This window comes from Nostoc commune NIES-4072 (assembly GCF_003113895.1).
GTDB classification, from domain to species: domain Bacteria; phylum Cyanobacteriota; class Cyanobacteriia; order Cyanobacteriales; family Nostocaceae; genus Nostoc; species Nostoc commune.
Genome location: NZ_BDUD01000001.1, coordinates 4,103,513 through 4,124,736 on the forward strand (window position 1 = coordinate 4,103,513; position 21,224 = coordinate 4,124,736).

At 40.0% G+C, this 21,224-nt stretch carries 24 protein-coding genes; 15 read left to right on the plus strand and 9 right to left on the minus strand.

Annotated elements, in window-relative coordinates; translation table 11 throughout:
* The first annotated feature begins 30 nt into the window (after positions 1-30).
* From CDC33_RS18055 to CDC33_RS18065, 3 genes are all read left to right on the plus strand, one after another.
* Positions 31-522 (plus strand): Dps family protein, encoded by a 492-nt coding sequence (locus CDC33_RS18055; RefSeq protein WP_109009651.1) that lies wholly within the window; start codon positions 31-33, stop codon positions 520-522.
* 106 nt (positions 523-628) lie between these two features.
* Positions 629-1,303, plus strand: coding sequence for a nucleotide exchange factor GrpE (gene grpE / locus CDC33_RS18060; RefSeq protein ID WP_181374062.1), 675 nt, complete (start codon positions 629-631; stop codon positions 1,301-1,303).
* A gap of 669 nt (positions 1,304-1,972) precedes the next feature.
* Positions 1,973-2,299, plus strand: a complete 327-nt coding sequence (locus CDC33_RS18065; protein ID WP_109009652.1) for an STAS domain-containing protein — start codon at positions 1,973-1,975, stop codon at positions 2,297-2,299.
* On the opposite strand, the gene CDC33_RS18070 is transcribed toward CDC33_RS18065, so the two are convergent.
* The 3 genes from CDC33_RS18070 to CDC33_RS18080 form a co-directional block, all read right to left on the minus strand.
* Positions 2,300-3,436: a PP2C family protein-serine/threonine phosphatase gene (locus tag CDC33_RS18070; protein ID WP_109009653.1), complete on the minus strand. Its 1,137-nt coding sequence runs from the start codon at positions 3,434-3,436 to the stop codon at positions 2,300-2,302. It lies immediately after the preceding gene.
* Positions 3,437-3,590: 154 nt separating this feature from the next.
* Positions 3,591-4,358, minus strand: coding sequence for a DUF1350 family protein (locus CDC33_RS18075; protein ID WP_109009654.1), 768 nt, complete (start codon positions 4,356-4,358; stop codon positions 3,591-3,593).
* Between the two features lie 325 nt (positions 4,359-4,683).
* Complete coding sequence (locus CDC33_RS18080; RefSeq protein WP_244919261.1) at positions 4,684-5,376, minus strand: hypothetical protein; 693 nt, start codon at positions 5,374-5,376, stop codon at positions 4,684-4,686.
* Positions 5,377-6,397: 1,021 nt separating this feature from the next.
* On the opposite strand from CDC33_RS18080, the gene CDC33_RS18085 reads away from it, so the two are divergent.
* Both CDC33_RS18085 and CDC33_RS18090 read left to right on the plus strand, forming a co-directional pair.
* Positions 6,398-6,961 carry a pentapeptide repeat-containing protein gene (locus tag CDC33_RS18085; RefSeq protein ID WP_109009656.1) on the plus strand — a complete coding sequence of 188 codons (564 nt, stop codon included), beginning with the start codon at positions 6,398-6,400 and terminating at the stop codon, positions 6,959-6,961.
* A gap of 173 nt (positions 6,962-7,134) precedes the next feature.
* Positions 7,135-8,319, plus strand: a complete 1,185-nt coding sequence (locus CDC33_RS18090; protein ID WP_109009657.1) for a M20 family metallopeptidase — start codon at positions 7,135-7,137, stop codon at positions 8,317-8,319.
* 81 nt (positions 8,320-8,400) lie between these two features.
* Here the strand turns inward: CDC33_RS18090 and CDC33_RS18095 are convergent, their stop codons facing one another.
* Together CDC33_RS18095 and CDC33_RS18100 are read right to left on the minus strand one after the other, a co-directional pair.
* Positions 8,401-9,453, minus strand: a complete 1,053-nt coding sequence (locus CDC33_RS18095; protein WP_109009658.1) for a hemerythrin domain-containing protein — start codon at positions 9,451-9,453, stop codon at positions 8,401-8,403.
* A 335-nt stretch (positions 9,454-9,788) separates the two neighbouring features.
* A complete protein-coding gene (locus tag CDC33_RS18100) occupies positions 9,789-10,460 on the minus strand; it encodes a hypothetical protein (protein WP_219930043.1) in 672 nt (223 codons plus the stop codon).
* Positions 10,461-11,171: 711 nt separating this feature from the next.
* Here CDC33_RS18100 and typA point away from each other — a divergent pair.
* The 3 genes from typA (at position 11,172) to CDC33_RS18115 (ending at position 13,945) form a co-directional block, all read left to right on the plus strand.
* Complete coding sequence (typA, locus tag CDC33_RS18105) at positions 11,172-12,962, plus strand: translational GTPase TypA (RefSeq protein ID WP_109009659.1); 1,791 nt, start codon at positions 11,172-11,174, stop codon at positions 12,960-12,962.
* Between the two features lie 346 nt (positions 12,963-13,308).
* Complete coding sequence (locus tag CDC33_RS18110) at positions 13,309-13,539, plus strand: YgiT-type zinc finger protein (protein ID WP_244919262.1); 231 nt, start codon at positions 13,309-13,311, stop codon at positions 13,537-13,539.
* A gap of 145 nt (positions 13,540-13,684) precedes the next feature.
* On the plus strand, positions 13,685-13,945 hold the full coding sequence (locus CDC33_RS18115) for a hypothetical protein (RefSeq protein ID WP_109009660.1): 261 nt from the start codon (positions 13,685-13,687) through the stop codon (positions 13,943-13,945).
* A gap of 30 nt (positions 13,946-13,975) precedes the next feature.
* Here the strand turns inward: CDC33_RS18115 and CDC33_RS18120 are convergent, their stop codons facing one another.
* From CDC33_RS18120 to CDC33_RS18130, 3 genes are all read right to left on the minus strand, one after another.
* Positions 13,976-14,347, minus strand: coding sequence for a DUF5615 family PIN-like protein (locus tag CDC33_RS18120; RefSeq protein ID WP_109009661.1), 372 nt, complete (start codon positions 14,345-14,347; stop codon positions 13,976-13,978).
* On the minus strand, positions 14,344-14,637 hold the full coding sequence (locus CDC33_RS18125; RefSeq protein ID WP_109009662.1) for a DUF433 domain-containing protein: 294 nt from the start codon (positions 14,635-14,637) through the stop codon (positions 14,344-14,346). The genes CDC33_RS18120 and CDC33_RS18125 overlap by 4 nt, the downstream gene beginning before the upstream one ends.
* A 260-nt stretch (positions 14,638-14,897) precedes the next feature.
* Positions 14,898-15,341, minus strand: a complete 444-nt coding sequence (locus tag CDC33_RS18130; protein WP_109009663.1) for a DUF29 domain-containing protein — start codon at positions 15,339-15,341, stop codon at positions 14,898-14,900.
* 134 nt (positions 15,342-15,475) lie between these two features.
* Between CDC33_RS18130 and CDC33_RS18135 the strand changes: the two genes are divergently transcribed.
* The 3 genes from CDC33_RS18135 to CDC33_RS18145 all read left to right on the plus strand — a co-directional run bounded on the left by CDC33_RS18135 (position 15,476) and on the right by CDC33_RS18145 (position 17,699).
* Positions 15,476-16,063, plus strand: coding sequence for a Uma2 family endonuclease (locus tag CDC33_RS18135; RefSeq protein ID WP_109009664.1), 588 nt, complete (start codon positions 15,476-15,478; stop codon positions 16,061-16,063).
* A 139-nt stretch (positions 16,064-16,202) separates the two neighbouring features.
* Positions 16,203-16,448, plus strand: coding sequence for a ribbon-helix-helix domain-containing protein (locus tag CDC33_RS18140; RefSeq protein WP_109009665.1), 246 nt, complete (start codon positions 16,203-16,205; stop codon positions 16,446-16,448).
* 63 nt (positions 16,449-16,511) lie between these two features.
* The gene (locus tag CDC33_RS18145) at positions 16,512-17,699 is read left to right on the plus strand and encodes a DUF58 domain-containing protein (protein ID WP_109009666.1); all 1,188 of its coding nucleotides are present in this window, start codon (positions 16,512-16,514) and stop codon (positions 17,697-17,699) included.
* A 146-nt stretch (positions 17,700-17,845) separates the two neighbouring features.
* On the opposite strand, the gene CDC33_RS18150 is transcribed toward CDC33_RS18145, so the two are convergent.
* A complete protein-coding gene (locus CDC33_RS18150; RefSeq protein WP_109009667.1) occupies positions 17,846-18,124 on the minus strand; it encodes a PEP-CTERM sorting domain-containing protein in 279 nt (92 codons plus the stop codon).
* A 577-nt stretch (positions 18,125-18,701) separates the two neighbouring features.
* Between CDC33_RS18150 and CDC33_RS18155 the strand changes: the two genes are divergently transcribed.
* From CDC33_RS18155 to lptB, 4 genes are all read left to right on the plus strand, one after another.
* The gene (locus CDC33_RS18155; protein ID WP_109012622.1) at positions 18,702-19,067 is read left to right on the plus strand and encodes a ferredoxin thioredoxin reductase catalytic beta subunit; all 366 of its coding nucleotides are present in this window, start codon (positions 18,702-18,704) and stop codon (positions 19,065-19,067) included.
* The gene (locus tag CDC33_RS18160) at positions 19,064-19,456 is read left to right on the plus strand and encodes a DUF309 domain-containing protein (protein ID WP_109009668.1); all 393 of its coding nucleotides are present in this window, start codon (positions 19,064-19,066) and stop codon (positions 19,454-19,456) included. The genes CDC33_RS18155 and CDC33_RS18160 overlap by 4 nt, the downstream gene beginning before the upstream one ends.
* Positions 19,457-19,806: 350 nt before the next feature.
* Positions 19,807-20,304, plus strand: a complete 498-nt coding sequence (locus CDC33_RS18165; RefSeq protein ID WP_109009669.1) for an LptA/OstA family protein — start codon at positions 19,807-19,809, stop codon at positions 20,302-20,304.
* Between the two features lie 30 nt (positions 20,305-20,334).
* Positions 20,335-21,063, plus strand: coding sequence for an LPS export ABC transporter ATP-binding protein (lptB, locus tag CDC33_RS18170; RefSeq protein WP_109009670.1), 729 nt, complete (start codon positions 20,335-20,337; stop codon positions 21,061-21,063).
* Positions 21,064-21,224: the final 161 nt, after the last annotated feature.

A 21,224-nucleotide genomic window follows, 5' to 3' on the forward strand; every position in this document is an offset into this window, starting at 1 on the left:
AATAACATATAACCTAATTAGGAGAAAATTATGTCATCGAAAGTAACAGTCAAAAATGTAAATATAGGCATTGACGAGGCGAGTAGGGCTAAAATTGCCGAGGGTTTATCTCGCCTGTTGGCTGACACTTATACACTTTATCTGAAAACTCATAACTTCCATTGGAATGTAACGGGGCCGATGTTCCAAACATTGCATTTGATGTTTGAGACCCAGTATACAGAATTAGCTTTAGCAGTTGATTTAATTGCCGAGAGGATTAGAGCGCTTGGCTATCCTGCACCAGGCACCTATAGCGAATATGCCAAACTGAGTTCGATTCCAGAAACTCCTGGCGTTCCAAAAGCTGTGGAAATGATCGGTTTATTAGTGGAAGGACAAGAAGCCGTAGTCCGAACTGCACGGTCTATTTTCCCCGTGGTAGAGGAAGTTAACGACGAACCTACAGCTGATTTATTAACTCAACGGATGCAAGTACACGAAAAGACAGCTTGGATGTTGAGAAGTTTACTGGAAGAATAGGGACTAGGGACTAGGGACTGGGGACTGGGGACTAATAAAGACTTAATTTTTTTGCCAATCCCCAATACCCAGTCCCCAATCCCCAATACCCAGTCCCCAATTTCCAATGCCCAATTCCCAATTCCCAATGCCCAATTCCCAAAAGTTGCAAGATTTAATGCAGCAGGCGGGTATTCCTAGTTTTAAAGCGCTGAGTCGCGCTGCTGGTGTCTCAGAGCGTCAACTTTTGCGGTTACGCCAAGGAAAGCTAGAGCAGATGCGGGTAGATGTACTGCTTAAGCTGTCGCCAGTGCTACAGATTTCATTGAATGAATTAATCGCAACTTTTTCAACCGTAGAGTTGTTACAAGAGAAAGCAGCGCCTACTCAGGAATTATTAGAAGAAATTGCAGATTTAAGAAAAGAGTACCAGCGATCGCAACTTCAATTAGAACAACAGCGAGAAATATTACTACAAGAACTCCAGCAGTCGAGTTTGCAACTGCTGGAGTCTTTATTATTGCAATGGCCAACCGCAGCACAGAAAGCGCAGGAAAATCCCCAGCTACCAGCAATCAAAATAGTACCGTTGGTGCAAAAACCCCTAGAAAAGCTTTTAGACGCGTGGGGGGTAGAAGCGATCGCACCCGTGGGGGCAAAATTACCTTATGATCCCCAACTGCACCAATTGATGGAGGGAACTGCACAACCTGGAGAATTAGTCAAGGTGCGCTACACCGGCTACCTTCAAGGTGAGAAGCTGCTTTATCGAGCTAAAGTCAGTCCTCTTACAGAGAGCTAGAAGGCAAATTTTCGCCTTCCTCGAATGCCCTTAAAGCCTTAAAGGCTTATATTTGTTGGCGTAATTCCCCCGTGCGAAAGCCAGGTAGCCGCCTCCCTACCTCAGCTACAAAACCGCTTATTTGAACCGTATGGCTGCTAAAACCAAGTTTTTTTGTTAAAGTTTCTTCATCTAGACAGGAATTATTGCAATTATGTAAGTAATCGGACATAAATAAATGTAAATGCTAATTATTATCATACAAAGTTGCCCATTAATTACCTCAAACTGGAAATCTGAGGTTATATAAACCAAGTCTACCTGTGCAGGCTATTCTGATAATGTTTATTGAACAAATTTCAGTTTGGCAAAAATCTTTAGCAAATTATCCGAAAAGCTGAAATTTTTACTTGTAGTTCAATATTAACCTCTAAAAAGATGTATATCCGTTATTCTTAGTTAGTAATTTGCTAGTAGTCAGGCAATATTTAGTTAAATAAAAATTAGTTTTTGATTAACAACAAGCTAAAGATGTTTATAGTTTATCCTTACTTATTCTTCTGGTATCACTTATAAATAAATATTCAGCAGCAATTTATGATTTTTACTTGTAAGCATTTTTAATTTTCTATGATGGGTATATAATAGCAAAATCAAAGTATCATTTAGACAAATCAGCATATCATAATTATGATAGAACAAGTGAAAATTATTAAGCTCGCTGGAAATTTAAACGCCACAACTTCACAAGCTTTTCGACAAAATATTACTGAAAGTTTAAAATTTGGTACAAAAATTGTGTTAGTTGATTTCCAAGATGTAACATTTATGGATAGTTCCGGTTTAGGGGCTTTAGTATTAGCTTTTAAAACCTTGCGGGCAGCAGATAGTAAGCTTGTTCTATGCTCAATTAATGAGCAAGTCAGGATTTTATTTGAACTGACTAATATGGATAAAGTCTTTGAAATATTTCCTAGCCAAGACGCATTTAATCAGGTTTTAGTCTCAAAGACTTAATTAATCAAACTTAATTTGCAAGATAGATAAATCATCATCAAAAGCATCTTTGGAGTTTAGGGCGATTAAATAACTCAATACCTGATCGAGTTGGCAATCAACCGGATTTTGTAAGCTAACTAGTAGTTGAATAAATGCATCTAAACTCCAAAGTGTACCATCGGATTTAGTTATTTCATAAGCACCATCACTAAAAATGTAAAGAGTACTGAATTTTTCAATATTGCAAAATCCATCAACATATTTTGCTTCTGGAAACATCCCAACTGGCATACCGGTGGTTTTCAAGAGTTTAACTTCAGACTTTCTTGGAGACGTGCCAGTTACTAAAACTGCTGGTGGATGACCTGCACTAGCATAAATTAATTGACCGTTGGTTCGATTGTAAACTCCATACCAAATCGTAAAGTATTTGTCATTTTGATAATTCATCTGAAAAGTATCATTCAAAGCCTTCAACACATCGCTAGGTTGATAATAATTTAGGCTTTTGAGCGCACGGGAACGCAGCAGATTCAGCACTGAAACAGACGGAAGAGTAGCTTTGAGTCCATGTCCGGCAGTATCAAGTAAGTAAATTGCCAAATAATCATCATCAAGCCAATAGTAATCGAAACAGTCACCGCCAAGTTGCCGCGAAGGAATGAATCGGAAATTTATATTGAAGGGTTCAGTCATGGGAAAAGGCAGTAGCGATCGCACATATTCTGCGGCTTCTGACATTTCTGATTCTAAAAGCAACTTTTGAGCCTGCAAATCTCTACTCAATTGATGCAGACGTAATCCGGCTCTTACCCGTGCTTGTAATTCATTATGCTCGATAGGTTTAGAAATAAAATCATCTGCACCAGCATCTAGACCTTTGACGCAATCGGCAACTGAATCTAAAGATGTTAATAAAATAAAGAATGTGGTGGAAAATTTGGAATCTTTCTTAATATGATGGCAGACTTCCAGACCAGTTAACCCTGGCATGATCCAGTCACAAATAATTAGTGCTGGACGATAAACTAGTGCCTTTTCTATCCCTTCTTCACCACTACTGGCAGTAACTATCTGATAGCCCTGCTTTTCCAGCATCCTTTTCAGAAGTATTCTTATTGAATAATCATCATCAATTATTAATATTTGAAACATAAAAAATTTTAGTAGACACTAATTAATAAATTGTTGTAAAAATATAAAATAAAAATATTTTATGGACTAATGAGTTAGTAGTATATGTATAGTAATACTACTAACTCATTTCTATTTTCCGTCGAATTCATGACTTTTCAATAGTCATAAAACATTATGGGGGTGCAAGAGGGTTCACCCACAAGAGGATAGTATTTTTGAGCTGGTTCAAGTCGCGGTATGCTTCTTGTTTGAACCATTGCCCTAAGGCATCAAAGGGGGTAAAAGATGTTCCAGTTTGCCATTTAATGTCTTGACCTAGAGGTGTTGTATGATTTCCTGGTAACGTTTGTGTTGTCACCATCTGATCAAAGCGTTCTTGTAAGATTTTGGTTAAAGCTGGGGATTGATCAATGGTGTCATTGCTAAATTTTATTAATAAATTGCGCCTGATGTCATAACGCTCTTGAACAAGCTGGTTGGTTTCCAATGGTGAGGGAGTAAACTCAATCGCAAAAGTAGAATTGAACTGTTCTACTAAGGGGATAGCTTCTTTAGCGGCGTAGTTGTTGAAGGATATTAAAATATTGCCTGCACGTTCTACTTTAAAGAGACTACCAATCAGCAAGTGAAGTTTACAGCCCATACTGTGCCCAATGCCGTAAATGGGGTAGTAAAGCTTGCGTAATGCCCCAGAATCGTGTAAACGTTCGAGGGTACGGTCAAAGTTTAGCAGCACAGATTTTGCGATCGCAGTATGATCCAAGGTGTTGACGAAAGGCGTAGCAATTACAACATAACCTTTACTTGCCAATTGTTCGAGTAACCAGCGATAAGTGATGTGCGGTGCAGTGGCGACAAATGCACCTCCTAAAAAATGGATGATACCTATGGGATTTCGGGGAATGATTACCCAGTTGCCTCTGACTTCTTTCCAGTCCATGCTGATAAGCGATCGCTTTCTTGATATTCTTTATGTTAGACCGGCGATCGCAACTGTGGGAAAGATTATGAAAAAAGCGACTAAGTGTATCTAGTGAGTAGGTTGGAAGTCAATAAAAGGAAAAAAGGCAGTTCTTGCTGAAAGCAGAGGAATCCCCATATATAAATTTAGCGTTGCTGAACTAAGGATGTATTATTTCTCGTATTACACATCTCGAAATAAATATAAATAAATTTATTTGCTCTGAAATCTTTGTGGTAGGTTAATTTAAATATCTTTCCCATGCTTTCCTGTATAGAAAGGTCATTATGAATTACGAAGCATCTTAGCGCTGAGTCTGTAATCTTTTCATTTCGTGTTGCACATCTAATGCAATTTGTAATGCTTCATTGAGTAATCTTCCATGCTCAGTAGCCTGTTCATTTACTTGCATGGCTGTTAAAGTGGCTAAATTGTTGACGAATAGCTCTGTATTACTAAGGATAAAATTCTTATTTTCTCTCAAAATTCTTTCTGTCTTCAAAGCCCGAATTAAATCTGATTTAGTGAGTTTTAGCGCTTCAATAACACTTTCTCTTTCCTTTATAAGTACTTCTGGATTACCAGCTTCTTCTATTTGGTCATTGATATCTATTGCTCTAATAACAGTATTATATCTTTCAACATCATTTAACAGGATTTGCAGAGAATTTGTCATGTGATATTTGACAATTTTACTTCTACTTTTCCATATTAAATATAATATACTTTGTGTAAAACCGCCAATCCAAATACCTAAGACAATTAATAATATCCAGGATGGAATCCTTACCCATGCTACAAATATTTTTATAAATATATCAAATAAAATATAAGTAAAAACAAATGTAGCAAACCCAATAAAAATTACAGTTGCTCCTTCCGAGCTTTGAATTTTTTGAATGTATACTTTTACTAATTTGTTTAGAGGATTCGTAATGATTAAAAGTTGATCATTGACAGGTAAATTAGTCAGTTTTTGCAGTTCATCCTGACTCATTTCCAAGCCCTGTAAATCATCCCGCACAGCTTTTCAATCCTTGCCAGAATAGTTATTTAATCTAATATAGCAATCAATTTTCTGGAATGCTGGCATTTTGTCTAAACTTTTTCAGATAAGTTAATACTGTTATGCCAAGTTAAGGTTTTTTGTACAATATGATACTTTTTTTGTACTATAAGAGTAACAATAACGAAAATAAATCAATTGACCGTAAATGCAATGAAAATTTAAGACTTTATTGCCCTGGTCAACAGCCATTTGCAGCTACAAGAAACAATAATATAAAAGACCGCAAAAACAGATATTTTGCAGCATTCTCGATTAGTATCATCGCCTACCCAGAAATAAATTTTAGCGGATTAGAGCTACTGTCCACTCAAGTAGACTAAAACCTTTGTTGACTCTTCTTCACTCTCTGTTATTACATTAGTTGCCATCTGTGGTCAACAGCGACGCATCAATCAGGCTCAAACTGCACACTTCAAACTAGCTGACAAACCTAGAAATGACTTAAGCAACTCGATCCTTTAACTTATAAAAACGCTAGCTAGTATCTCGCTATCAGACACACTCCAAGCAGTGCAAGAGGTCTAATTTCCTAACACCCGTCAAAAATGAGTTAACTTACAGTAATACCAGGCGTATTGGTTATAAATCCCTTCTGCCTTCTGCCTATGCTGTTAATGCCCAAAAACAAGATCCCCCTAGCCGTGTTTTTCATCGAGCTAGGGGGATCACATATGTGGTAGTCTATAAGAGGTTCGGTATAGTTCCTTACGACTTGATTCTATAGCCAATATTTGAGTTTGAGTAGTCTTACCATCAGAATTTATAGTATTTTTACACCTTCTTAATCAATGCTTCATCCCTGTTCTTCCTTGGAGAGGCAGTATATGTAAGTATGACAGTACGCAATATGCGTCACTTGTCATTTTTGTGGATATCTGTAAAAAGATATGTAACTATGGCAATACGCAATATGCGTTACTTGTCATTTTTGTGGATATCTCTAAAAAATATGAAACTCAAGATTGTCGCTACCGTTGCCCTGTTAGCTTGTTTTGGGTTTGCAGAGCAAGCCCTTGCATTAAATCAGCTAGATTTGGATCAGCTGAAGGCAACAAGTGCCTGTCCTAGATGTAATTTGAGTGGTGCTGACCTAACTAAACTGAATCTAACTGGAGCAAATTTGCGAGGGGCTGACTTGAGTGGTGCTACATTATCTCAAGCTAATCTTACGAATGCCGATCTTACTGGTGCAAATTTAGAAAGTGCGCTTTTAAATTGGGTCAATCTCAGTGGTGCTTCTTTAACAGGTGCAAATTTAAAATCAGCATCTCTGGAAAATGCCGATTTGTCTAATGCCGGTTTCATCAGCGCTAATTTGGAAGCAGCAAACTTAAAAAACGCCAAATTGCAGTTTACCAATTTTCGGGGGGCTAACTTCCGACTAACAACTTTGGCTAATGGTGTCATTACCTCCGACAAACCTTATGGCTGGTCGTTAGAGCGTCAGAATCCTAGAGAATGTAACGAGTTTCAACCCGAAAATACTCCAGGCACAACCTGTTATTCAAAATAAGCTGGGGAGTAGGGAATGGGGAGTAGGGAACAGAGCATTAATTATTTCTCCGTTATGTACCTATCTTTCCCTGCTCCTTCGCTTCTTGCTTGACTTATCCTTGTATAGCAAAAGCATTTTGTTTGTTAACAGTTCTTTATCATGGGAAAAAAGCCTATAGATTAATTAAATTGATGCTTACCCGTATAAAAGACTTAGCAGCAAAACTAGCGCCTCGCTTAATTGAAATTCGCCGCCACATCCACTCTCACCCAGAACTCAGCGGCCAAGAGTACCAAACAGCAGCTTTTGTGGCTGGTGTTTTGTCTTCCAGTGGTCTGCACGTACAAGAAGGAGTTGGCAAAACGGGCGTAATTGGAGAACTGCAAGGCACTAACGAAAATGACCATTTATTGGCAATTCGCACCGATATGGATGCCTTGCCAATTCAAGAGGGGACTAATTTAGAATATGCTTCTCGTGCAGATGGTATTATGCACGCCTGTGGTCACGATGTCCATACCACCGTGGGCTTAGGAACGGCAATGGTACTGTCCCAAATCGCTGAAGAGTTAGGTGGGAAAGTGCGATTTTTATTTCAACCAGCTGAAGAAATTGCTCAAGGGGCAAGCTGGATGGTAAAAGATGGGGCGATGGAAAATGTCTCAGCTGTATTAGGGGTTCATGTTTTCCCTTCTATACCCGCAGGATCTATTGGCGTGCGTTACGGGGCATTAACAGCCGCAGCTGATGATTTAGAGATTCTGATTATGGGAGAATCTGGGCACGGAGCGCGTCCCCATGAGGCGATTGATGCGATTTGGATTGCTTGTCAAGTAATTACTGCACTGCAACAAGCCATCAGCCGGACGCAGAATCCCTTGCGTCCTGTAGTATTGAGCATAGGTAAGATTAATGGTGGCAGAGCGCCGAATATAATTGCTGATAAAGTGCAGTTATTGGGAACCGTGCGATCGCTCCATCCCGAAACCCGGGCCCATCTACCAAACTGGATTGAAAATATTGTAGCTAATGTCTGCCATACCTACGGGGCAAAATATCAAGTCAATTATCGCCAGGGTGTACCCAGTGTCCAAAATGATTATACCCTAACGCAATTGTTACAATCAGCCGCAGAAGAAGCTTGGAGTAGCGATCGCGTTCAAGTCTTACCCGAACCTTCCCTTGGTGCTGAAGATTTTTCTATGTATTTGGAACACGTTCCTGGTTCTATGTTTCGCTTGGGTGTCGGCTATAAAGAAAGAATGATTAACCACCCCTTACACCATCCCCAATTTGAAGTTGATGAATCTGCAATTATCACCGGGGTTGTAACAATGGCATACACCGCTTATAAATACTGTCAGCAAAACTCGTAAACAAAGACTCCCAGTACATCAGCACTGGGAGTCTTTATTTAACTAACCTTTTTTAGAGGATATAGAAAGCTCCAAAGCATTCTACACATTCGATTCGCTAACAACGCCTAATTTCTCTTGAATTTTGGTCTTAGCGGCTTTGAATTCAGTAGCCAGTTGCTCACTTTGATCGCTGCTCAAGTTGTTACGAATAGCAGCAAACATTGTGCTTTCTTCTTGACGAATGTGGTCGCCAACAGCTTCCATAAGCTTTCTAACTTGATCTTTGAATTCAGATGACGAAGGGCTGATAGCTTTAATTTGATCTAACACCCGCTTCATTTCAGCTTGCTCGTCAAACAATTCTTGGGTGTTATCTTGACCATAGAAAGGACGTACTCTTGGGTACACTACTTCCTCTTCAGCTTCAGCGTGAGCAGTTAGATCCTTATAAATTTGACCGAAGTACTCTTGAATCTTCTGTGGATTGTCGCTTTGCAGAAGTTCGGTAAATAGGGTATTTACCTTGTTGTGATCCAGACGAATGACATCCTGGATATTCAGATCGCTCTTGTCACTGGTTTGGGTAACAGCACTACCTACTACACCACTTACCGCAGCCATAGCGTCTTGAACACGCGCCCAAATTCCTTGATCTGCATCTTGTCCAGTGAATTCACGAACACCCAAGATTTCTAGGATACCTTTGAGTTGTTCTTGGTGAGCGCGGTTCTCAAAGTTAATGGTGTTTAAAGGCCCGATCGCTAACAAAACATCAGCACCAACTTTTTGAGCAGCCTTGTGAACTATCAAGCCACTCATTACTAGTTGATGTTTCAGCAATTCATGCTGAGATACTTTTTCATACAGGCTCAATTCAGAACCTTTGAACAATTCACGAGCTTTCTCAATGAATTGTGTAACATTTTTTTTGGGTTCAGCCTGAATGCCATACTGACCAATTACAGTTTCCAGAATGCCAAGATTTTTTTCGTCATCGTTGAGGAAATTGCGGATGCGATCGCCAATTTCGGCATCAAGTCCTTGCGTCAAAAGCAATCTCTCATTTTCGATAACCAACTGTTGAAGTGCTTTGATACTTGCCAATTTTATAGCAATAGCATTGCGTTTCGTATCATCTAAAGTAGTTACCATCCGTGTTCTCCTCGGCAAAGTGTTCATCATTATTACTTGATATAACCTTGACATAGGGATGGGGGATATTTCATCTTACTTTTGAGCGATCGCGCTCACAACTCTGGGTAGAGAAACAACAATTTTCGTTACAAATTCTATTGTTATACTTTTAGATAGATAATATTTAAATCTGTGTTCTATCCCCGGATAGATAAATTTTAAATGCTAGTTTTATATTAAATTTTTCCGTCTGATTCCTTTTTCAAGGGTTAAAACTATATGTTGAATTAAGATTTTGGCATCAAAATTTTAATTCAACATATACAACATATAATAATTGGCACAGTTACGCCTTAGCTAGGAATAACGTAACCAGTAATACCTTCAAAGACATACCCATTTTTACCACCACCCAACTCACCAAAATTAGTAGTGTAGAAGTGGTCTGTACCTGCGGAACTGTAATATCTATATAGAGGAACAGTACCTGTGAACGGCATAGAATAGATATAACCTGCAACACCTTCATAGACATAGCCTAAGCCACCAGCAGCAACCAATTCACTAAGATTAGTTGTATAAAAATGATCGCCTGCTGATCCACTATAAGCTCGATATAGAGGAATAGTTCCAGGGTATTGTTGTGTAGATATATAGGCGGCAATTCCTTCAGAGATATATCCGCCATTACCATTTCCTAATTCAGCAAAATTAACTGTATAGAAATGGTCACCAATTGATGGATTATAGTAACGGTAAAATGAATATGCCGTAACTTCTGCACCATTAATTGTTCGAGTAATAGGACTTGAGAGAACTGGATTCTGAGCAACTAGTATATTTTCTGGGCTACTTTTGCTTTTGCTAATACTTAACTGATTGCTGTTCTGGAGTTTAGAAGAATTTGATGTCGCTAAAGCTAGATGGTTAGTGGTTAAGTAGTTAACTATACTAGTACTTACGATGCCAACAGCCAAACCACCAAAAGTTTTTAAGACTCTACGCCCAGACCAATTACGAAACATATAAGCATCCTCTTAGCTTGATATTAATCTTAAGTATTTTATCATACTAGCAATGTTAAACAAAGGAGAGATGCAAAAAGGCTGTAATACCTACAAAATAAGGTTTTTTTGAAGATATCGAAATTCACTGCCACACAAATATCTATGTAAATTTTTATCTGGTTAAGAAATAAATAAAGCTTAAAATATACTTAAAATCGGTGTAGAAAATACAATTTTAAGACCTGTATTTACTACTTTGGAATTGCTGTCCTAATGCTTAAGCAATTATTCAAAATTCCAAATACTGATGTCAATTATTGGTTAAATTCAATAAATCTACGCAATAGAAGATATCTGAGTACACATTTTCGTAAATTCGTGACTAATTGAGGGTTTAGTTTAAACGCAGAGGGGTGCAGAGTTTGTTTGCTAGGAACTTAGGCAAAGCTGTATTTAGAAGTTTTAACCATACATTTACCTACTCTTCAACTACCTGAGTTAAGTTTTCTAAGTTGATCGGGTAAATAATTCAACATTGAGCAGATGATTCAGGCTGCCTAAATTTTTGCGTTATGCGGCGTTTACAAACCTCACCGCAATTGTGACGATTACGCTAGAATTGTTAAAGGTTCTTTACAGAATTTGCTGATCATCCCCAATTCTGTTAAAACAGCCTAGCATCCAAATGTAAATCTTATAAACACCCTCTAGAGTTCACTAAAAGCTTCTATGACGCTCCCAATTCGCAACGTCGCCATTATCGCCCACGTTGACCACGGCAAAACCACGCTGGTTGACGCACTCCTCAAACAATCCGGCATTTTCCGCGAAGGCGAAGACGTTCCGGATTGCGTTATGGACTCCAACGCCCTAGAACGGGAACGGGGTATTACGATCCTGTCTAAAAATACGGCGGTTCGCTACAAAGAAACACTAATTAATATTGTTGATACTCCTGGACACGCTGACTTTGGTGGCGAAGTTGAACGCGTACTCGGCATGGTTGACGGATGTCTTCTGATTGTCGATGCCAATGAAGGCCCCATGCCCCAAACACGCTTTGTTCTCAAAAAAGCTTTAGAAAAAGGGCTGCGCCCCATCGTTGTAATCAACAAAATCGATCGCGGACAAGCTGACCCCCACGTTGCTGTTGATAAAGTATTGGATCTGTTCTTGGAATTAGGGGCAGATGAAGACCAGTGTGATTTTCCTTATCTGTTTGCTTCTGGGATGGGAGGTTTTGCTAAAGAAAGCTTAGAAGCAGAATCGGTAGACATGCAACCCCTGTTTAACGCGATTCTGAAACACGTTCCATCACCAGTAGGCGATCGCAATAAGCCTCTGCAATTACAAGTCACAACCCTAGATTATTCTGAATATCTGGGACGGATTGTAATTGGCAGAATTCACAACGGTACTATCCGTTCAGGACAACAAGCAGCTTTAGTTACAGAAAATGGCACTATTGTCAAGGGTAAAATTACCAAGTTGATGGGCTTTGAAGGACTCAAGCGCGTAGACATGGAAGAAGCAACCGCAGGTTATATTGTGGCGGTGGCTGGTTTCGCTGATGCTTATATTGGGGAAACGATTACTGATCCCAATGAACCGCAAGCTTTACCACTAATTAAAGTGGATGAACCAACCTTGCAAATGGCTTTCTGGGTGAATGATTCGCCCTTTGCTGGTCAAGAAGGCAAGTTGGTAACATCAAGACAAATACGCGATCGCCTATTCCGCGAACTTGAAACCAACGTTGCTTTGCGTGTCGAAGAAACCGATTCTCCTGATAAATTCCTCGTTTCCGGTCGTGGAGAACTCCACTTGGGTATCTTAATTGAAACCATGCGCCGGGAAGGCTTCGAGTTTCAAGTATCTCAGCCACAGGTAATTTACCGCGAAATCAACGGTCAACCTTGCGAACCTTACGAACTCTTGGTGTTAGACATTCCTGCTGATGGTGTGGGTAGCTGTATTGAACGCTTGGGACAACGCAAAGGCGAAATGCAAGATATGCAACCAGGTAGTGGCGATCGCACCCAGTTAGAGTTTGTGATTCCCGCCCGTGGATTGATTGGTTTCCGGGGTGAATTCATGCGGATGACTCGTGGCGAAGGCATCATGAACCACAGCTTCTTAGACTACCGTCCAATCAGTGGTGATATTGAAGCTCGTAACAAAGGCGTTTTAATCTCCTTTGAAGAAGGCGTTTCTACTTTCTACGCCATGAGAAATGCCGAAGATAGGGGAGCATTCTTTATTACTCCCGGCACAAAAGTTTACAGAGGTATGATTGTCGGAGAACACAATCGTTCCCAAGATTTGGAATTGAATATCTGTAAGACCAAGCAGTTAACCAACCACCGGGCTGCTGGTGGCGATGAATTAGTGCAACTGCAAGCACCGATAGACATGAGCCTAGAGCGTGCTTTGGAATACATTGGCCCCGATGAATTGGTGGAAGTTACACCTCAATCAATTCGTCTGCGGAAGATGTCGAAGAAGTTAGCGAAACGGTAAGTCAATTTATTTAATTGATTCAAAAAGCCCGCTAATGCGGGCTTTTTGGTTTGTTAGAAGGTGGCTTAGATTATCGCTTAGAACTTAACCTAAAGCCTATGTTGAGTATCACTGCTTACTTGCTTGCCACCATCTTTCTAGCTTGCATTAAAATCTGGGAGGTTTCCTCATTTATAACTTGCTCTTGAGTTTCTAATAGGACTTACGCAAAAATTGCTAAAAAGCTTAATTTCTCGAACCGCCAAGACGCCAAGAGCGCCGAGAATTCGTAGAGTGTGCGTAAGTCCTATCTAACTCCTGAATGCGGGTACGAAGTACCTCTATTTTCTCTTCAGTAGACAATCCCTTGAGAAAATCAACTGAAATAATATTAGACTCTCCCTTCATCCAAGTCAGAGCATTTAAACATAGAGATGGATTTGTCATCCTCGAAGATGTGACGATTGGTGTTTGTGATACCTGTGGCAATCGGTACTATTCTGCCAATATTCTTCATGCGGTTCATGCTGTTGCAACTGGAGCGAAACCCCCTGAAAGAACCGAACAAATTCCGGTCACTCATCTAGAATCAGCATAATCGATACCGCGTCAAGTTATATCTTCAAGTTATTGGTAAAGACAGATCGCTATTCAGCAGGATTGTTACAGAAAGCGATCGCCCTTGCCGTGCATTTAGTCAAATTTTTGAGTCAAAATGAAGAGGACTGAAAAAGGCAATTATCATGACTATTCGTGAAACTGCGATCGCAAAATTGCAGCAACTTTCCGAACCACTCCTGGAAGAAGTGACCGATTTCATTGATTTTGTGATCCACAAACATCAAGTTAAAATTGCTGACACTCAGCCTGATGAACCACTTGTGGAAAAATGGTCACAATGGTTTGAGGCTGTGGATTCCCTAGAGGTATGTCCACCTGAACCAGCCAGCAATTATCAGCAACTCCTACTCAACAAGTATCGGCAACAAGGGCTAGAGCTATGATCTTGTGGGATGCAGTTAAAAGTTAGCAGGTTAAAAATTTTCAATATATTTTCTCAGAAACACTAATTGATTTGCCATATCCTCGGCTTTCATACTTTCTACCAACTTCAACAATCCTCGCAATTGTTCTCCAATTGAATAGCTCTGCTTGGGAGCAAGTACAATACCTGAATGCTTTTGTTGCTGTTCGAGATAAGCTTTATGCAATCGACAAAAATCACCAACATTGAAGCTATAAATAACCCGTCTCTGTTCCATTGCCCAGATTAATTGGCTAGCATCAGATGATCCTAATCTATCTGCTTCAGCCGTTGTCATTACATCAATCCCTGCATTGCGTAAGCCATTAGCTAAAGATTTCTTGCCAGCATCTTCATCTAAATAAAAGCAAATTTGACTCACGTACAATTACCTGACATCCACTTCGTTTCCAGCGCATTACATTCTGCTTGATATAAAGCAATTTCTCTATCCATTGCCTCCTGATTAGCATAGTAATAGGCAAGCGCCGCATAAACTTGCGCTAGAGATAAATGTGGATATTCTGTAACAATATCTTGAGGAGATAAGCCTGCTTGAGAATCCATTACAATGTTTTGAACCGTCATGCGCGTACCAGCAATGCAAGGGCGACCTCCAATAATTTGAGGTGTCCTCACAATTAGGGTTCCAATATCAACTATTGCCACCATCTTTTTCCACTCTAACTGAATCAATGAATCTTTTATATTTCTTTCATAGTTTAATAATACATTAGCAGTTCTGGCTCTAAGAAAGTTATAGACGCAGCCAGATCAACCTACTTAAGCGACCTGCCTGAACCCTGCCATCAGGCATTCTTACAGAAAGCGATCGCCAAACCATAGATTTACAGTGCGTAGGCGTAGCTCCTCGTAGACACCGCCTCTTTGTACTGCTTTCATTTCCCCAAAATCAGGTAAGACTGATATATTTAAGGTAAATAATTTTCATCCAATAATTGGACAAGAGTGTAAGGACACTTTTCTAGAAAAATAGTTAAATCGGTTTTAATTTTCACAAACTCAACCGCACTTTGATAAATATTCTCTAAATCGTCCTGTAACTTGTTTATTAAATTTGTCGTTAAATGATTATTTAAGTCATATCTGAAGGTTTTAATTTCTCCAATCCAATGACGAGAGTTTCTTTCATATTCCACCTGCCAATATTGGAGTAATAATATATGAATAATAATTTGCCTTAAAAGACTTTTGGCTTTAGCTAAATCTTTTTTTCCCAAGCTGATTAATTCCTCAATTAAGTTTTCTAAATCAAGTTTGTGAAATTGTTTTTGTTTTAATAATTCAATAGTTTCTTCCAACCATAAATCCTCATCGGTTTCATAGAGTTGTTTTAATTTTGTAGTAATTGTCATATTTTTACCTTCTACTTACATTCCATAATCTAATCATATACAATTATAAATTTATAGATACAAACTACCAAAATCCAGATAACTTGTATGGTACTTGTTCCAACAACTGACCTGCTTCCACTTGTAACCAAGTTATGAAAAATATTGGGTTGACGCAAGGAAAAATTACAGTTCCAGAAAGCACGACTCTAGAAGAGTTCTTAAAACTTCCATACATTGAAGAGTCACCAGCTTGGGAATATATTAACGGAGAGGTAATTCAGAAACCTATGGGAGGGGCTAAACACAGTTTATTGCAAAAACGTTTAGTTGCAGTGATTGATGAGTTGGGCAGTAACTATGAAGCCTTTCCTGAATTGCGCTGTACCTGTGGTAATCGTTCAGTAGTTCCTGATGTGGTTGTGATCTCTAGCAATCAAATACCACTGGATGAGAGCGGTGATATTATTAGCAACGGTATTGATTTTGCACCCCCTTGGGTCATCGAAATTCTTTCCCCTGCTCAAAGTCAAACGAAAGTAACTGGCAATATTTTACACTGTTTGAGAAATGGCAGTCAGCTAGGATGGTTAATTGATCCAAGTGAACGCTGTATTTTAGTTTATCAGCCTAATTCTTTACCAGATTTGTTAGCAGGAAAAGATATATTACCAGTGTTAAAAGATTTGAATTTGACGCTCTCTGTTAATGAAGTCTTTGCTTGGTTACAGCGTAAAGTTTGACAGCAACTCGCAATCATAAAAGAATCTGCATCTTGTGTGAATATGACTTAGTGTGTTTCCCAAATAAACCCTAATTGAACGAAAAAGCAAAGTGAGCTTTTTAACTTAAAATGGTGAATAATCTGAATAGAGGTTTTCTATGAGCATCAGTCTGACACCCGATCAAGAACGCTTTATTCAAACCAAGCTCCAGTCAGGGAAATATAGCTCCGCAGAAGAAGCCCTTGAAATTGCCTTACGGTCGCTTGATGAATACGATCGCGCCGATGCTAAATGGGTCGAAGATGTGCGAAAAAAAATTGATGCGGCGATTTTAGCTTCAGACCAAACGCCTCTTATTGACGGAGAGACATTCGTAAACCAAATTCTAAAGCGGTTTCGATAAGGACATCAGGCGCAACCCGTGAGACACTGTGAATTTGGGATGGTGTTGGGTTAAAAAAGAAACATGAAAATCATCAAACCCATCACTAATTGGTTAGAAACCCGTGCCAGTGCCCCTGCTTATGGCGGTTGGGTACTAGCAGCAACGGCTATTTGTTTTTTTGGCGCAGGTATCAATACGATGGCTGGTTGGCTGTATGCCATTAGCGGCATTAGTTTTGCCCTTTTGGGTGTAGCAGCCATCTTACCGCCGCGATCGCTCACAAATCTATCCATCACCCGCCGTCCCATTCAACCTGTGTCAGCAGGCGACGATCTGACTGTAGAATTAGAAATCCGCAATCAGACACAGCAGCCTGTAAGCTTATTGCAAGTTGAGGATATACTACCCTTCGTCTTAGGAAAACCAGTACAAAAGGCAATCGAAACAATTCCTCGCCAAGGTAGTTACCGTTGGGTATATTACCACCCTACCCAGCGCCGGGGCGTTTATCGCTGGCATACAGTCGAACTAGGTTCTGGTGCGCCTTTGGGGTTGTTTTGGTGTCGCCGTCAGCGTGATTGTGCTGCTACTGCGATCGTTTATCCCACAGTGTTACCCTTGGCTACCTGCCCCCTAGTGGATGAAATGGGGCAAGAAGAGAGCAAAAGGGGCGATCCTCGTGGTAAACCTTTGCAGACAGCGACAACCGGGCTGGTGCGATCGCTCCGTCCTTACCGCATCGGAGATCCCACCCGTCTGATTCACTGGCGAACTAGTGCCCGCTATGGAGAATTAAGGGTGCGGGAGTTAGAAATGGTCACAGGTGGACAAGAAATAGTTATTGCTCTTGACAGTGCTAGCAATTGGGAAGAAGAAAACTTTGAACAAGCAGTAATTGCCGCAGCATCACTGTATTTTTATGCACAACAACAGCAATTACAGGTACAACTATGGACAGCATCAACAGATTTAATCAAAGGCGATGCCTATGTTGTTCTAGAAACCTTAGCAGCAACCAGAGCATTAGAAGATGCCAGTTCAGTAGTTCCTAAAAGCTATCCCTTGATTTGGCTGACTCAAAACCCTCTGAGTCTTGCTACTCTTTCTCAAGGCAGTCGCTGGGTTTTGTGGCCAAATATTTCTTCACCAGGAGAACAAGAGGTAATTAATTGGGAACATCCTGGTATAGTTTTACAAAGCGATGTCTCCGACGGGCTACGCCTACGCTTACTGCAATCCCAACTGCAAAAAACATTAAATTCGTATTAATCAATACTTTCGGCAAGAAACACATCCTAGAAGGGCTATACAAACAAAGCCTACCTTTACAGAATATAAAACTTTTAGCCTACGGAGGTAAACTTTGTTTGTGTAGCCGCAACTTCTAGTCCTTCAGGTAAAGTGCAAAATTTGAGTTAACTTTGCTTTAGCTGTTTACGTCTTAATACTGAACCAACACTTAAACTACCTACTGCTAATAACGCTGGTAGCAATGTGGGTTCGGGAACAGATGTAACTTTTTCATTAAAGGTAAAGTTATCTAGCGCAAACTGTGTGCCGTCACCCTTCTCTTTAAGATAATCTGGCTCAACTCCACCAAATGACGTAAACTTTAATTCATCAACACCAAAATAATCAAAATTAACTAAAGTTGGCTGTGTTGTATCTACAACCACAGTTTTTGAAATACTCATAATGGTAGTAGTTGTAACTCTTGAAAAATTTGTGCTTTTTGTTACACATTTTAGACCTTATACCAATTTTGGATGAAGTTGCATAGAATAAAAAGGCTAAAAAGTTTGCTTAGTAAGCACTCTAGCTTTATACAGTTTTATGCAGCTTCACAATAATTTGGTATTACACTAAGTTTCAATAAGTAACAAGTATTACTACTTAGTAATTTCATAAAGTCTGATAAAGTTATCATGAAGAGAATTCAGCACAATGTATAAATAAACAAAGCCTGACATAAGGCTGATAAAAAAATCGCACTCGGTGTCTTCCGTTATACGTGTCACAGTGTCGTTTTTTGATTGTAATAAATCAACCTCTTGACTTTTAAATTCTGCCTCAAGATGCAACTTGAATTTTGATTAGCCTAAAAGTTAAGCTTGTGTGGTTTTTAGATTTTTTCGTGATCCCAGCACACCAGACATATCAGCCTTTGAGCAAAGGTAAAATAACTTAAACGGGTAAAGTTAGGGAAATACAACCATAATCCCTTAGTGAGGCTGAGGTACAATGCAAAGAAATATTTAAATTATGAGCGACATGATCACATCAGAAAATAACACAAAATCCAGCGATAAAAGCCTAGAGGCAATGCGGCATTTTTCCGAACAATACGCCAAGCGTACTGGAACATACTTTTGTTCGGAACCTTCTGTTACCGCAGTTGTCATTGAAGGATTAGCGAAACATAAAGATGATCTAGGTGCGCCTTTATGTCCCTGTCGCCATTACGAAGATAAAGAGGCTGAGGTTCACGCCACATATTGGAACTGCCCCTGTGTGCCAATGAGAGAACGTAAAGAATGCCATTGCATGTTGTTCCTCACCCCTGACAACGAGTTTGCTGGGGAAAAACAAGAAATTTCTCTCGCAACAATTAAAGAAGTACGAGACAGCATGGGATGAGCGAAACCATCCCCCAAGAGTTTTGGCAAGGCGTAGAACAGTTCAATTCTGGTCAGTTTTACGCTTGTCATGACACTTTAGAGGCTTTGTGGATTGAAGCCAGTGAACCGGAAAAAAGCTTTTATCAAGGCATTCTCCAAATTTCTGTGGCGCTATATCATTTGGAGAATCGCAACTGGCGAGGTGCAGTAATTCTATTGGGAGAAGGCAGTAATCGCCTTCGCCGTTACCCATCTAGCTACAGTGGCGTTGACGTAGATGAGCTATTGAGTCAGAGCGCAGTGTTATTAACGACATTACAACAAATAGGGCCAGACTTGATTGCATCTGGTGATTTGGGTGAAAATCAAGTCTTATCTTTGCCTAGAATTGTGCTGTCTAGTGATTAGACATCTGGTGATTAATTGTGCGTTGCCCGAAATCCTCGGTAGGCACAATTCATTTAGACGCATACTTCTAGGTTGAGGCAAGCTACGCAAAGCATCTGTCTGCAACACGCTGCGCGTACCTCTTTGGGGAAGCAAGCTGCGCGTCAGCGTCCCGCAGGAAACCTACAGAAGGGTATTGTGCTTACGTTATTTTCACTCGGATGTCAATTTTCTGAAACCTTGAGGTTGGGGGTAGCGTCACTATTTCAGCCAGTAGTTATCGGAAATCACTCCAGATTGTATATTTCATATCTGGATAAAGTACTTGAGATAATTAGAATGCAAGCTGAAATCCTGAATCCCTAATTGCTATGATGCCCTGTTATCAATTGCCCATATCCCAGATACGTCGCTTTGGACTAGCTTTAATGCTGCCAGTTGCACTTTTGGGCGCTTTTGTCTTCCCTACTCAAGTGCAAACCGCTACTGCACAAACATCTCAGGCAAATCGGCCTCTCACTATCCGTGCTGATGTGCAAGAATATGACGCGAAAAACCAAGTAATCACTGCTCGCGGTAATGTGCAAATGTTGTATCCGTCTCGCCAGATTCAAGCAACATCTGCCCAAGCACAGTACTTTAGTAAGGAACGCCGAATTGATTTCAGTGGGAACGTCTATATTTTGCAACAGGGCGGTAACAGTATCCGGGCGGAGAAAGTAACCTATTTAATTGACGAAGGGCGATTTGTTGCCTTACCCCAATCCAACCGTCAAGTAGAGTCGATCTACATGGTTCAGGAATCAGATAATGACGGACAAACTGCAACACCTGCCCCAAAAACACCACCTTTGAAGCCTTCTAATTAGCATTTACCACCAACAAAGGGCGGCTCCAGCGTGAAAATTGTTTTAGAGAATATCCACAAATCTTACGGCAAGCGAGTAATTGTCAATCGTGTCAATCTTTCTGTTGCTCAGGGCGAAATCGTTGGTTTACTAGGCCCCAATGGGGCTGGTAAAACGACGACATTTTACATTGCCACAGGTTTAGAAAAACCCAATCAAGGAAAAGTCTGGTTGGGTAATCTAGACGTTACAGAAATGCCAATGCACAAAAGGGCGCGGCTGGGTATTGGCTATTTAGCACAAGAACCAAGTGTTTTTCGCCAGCTTTCGGTAGAGGATAATATTCTGTTGGTGCTAGAGCAAACGAATGTGCCACGATGGGAATGGTCAAGACGACTCACAACTTTACTGCGGGAGTTTCGCTTGGAAAAATTAGCTAATAGCAAAGGAATTCAACTTTCTGGTGGTGAGCGACGGCGGACGGAATTAGCAAGGTCTTTAGCTGCGGGAAAAGAAGGGCCAAAATTTTTACTTTTAGATGAACCATTTGCAGGAGTTGATCCGATCGCAGTCTCAGAAATTCAGCAAATTGTCGCACAACTGCGCGATCGCGGCATGGGAATCTTAATTACAGATCATAATGTCCGTGAAACCCTGGCTATCACTGATCGCGCCTATATAATGCGCGAGGGACAAATTCTCGCTTTTGGCGCTGCTGACGAACTCTACGGCAACCCCCTAGTGCGACAATATTATTTAGGTAATAATTTTCAAGTCTAAATTAATCATTATTTAGGTAATAAGTGAAAACGCTATTTTAAAATATTAAATATAAATTTATTAGTTAATTTTTAGGTATTTAAAATTAAATTTTAATCCTAAATGTAGATATCATTTATTTTACCAGGGTTGCTAACATTGAACTTTTCAAGCTAGACATG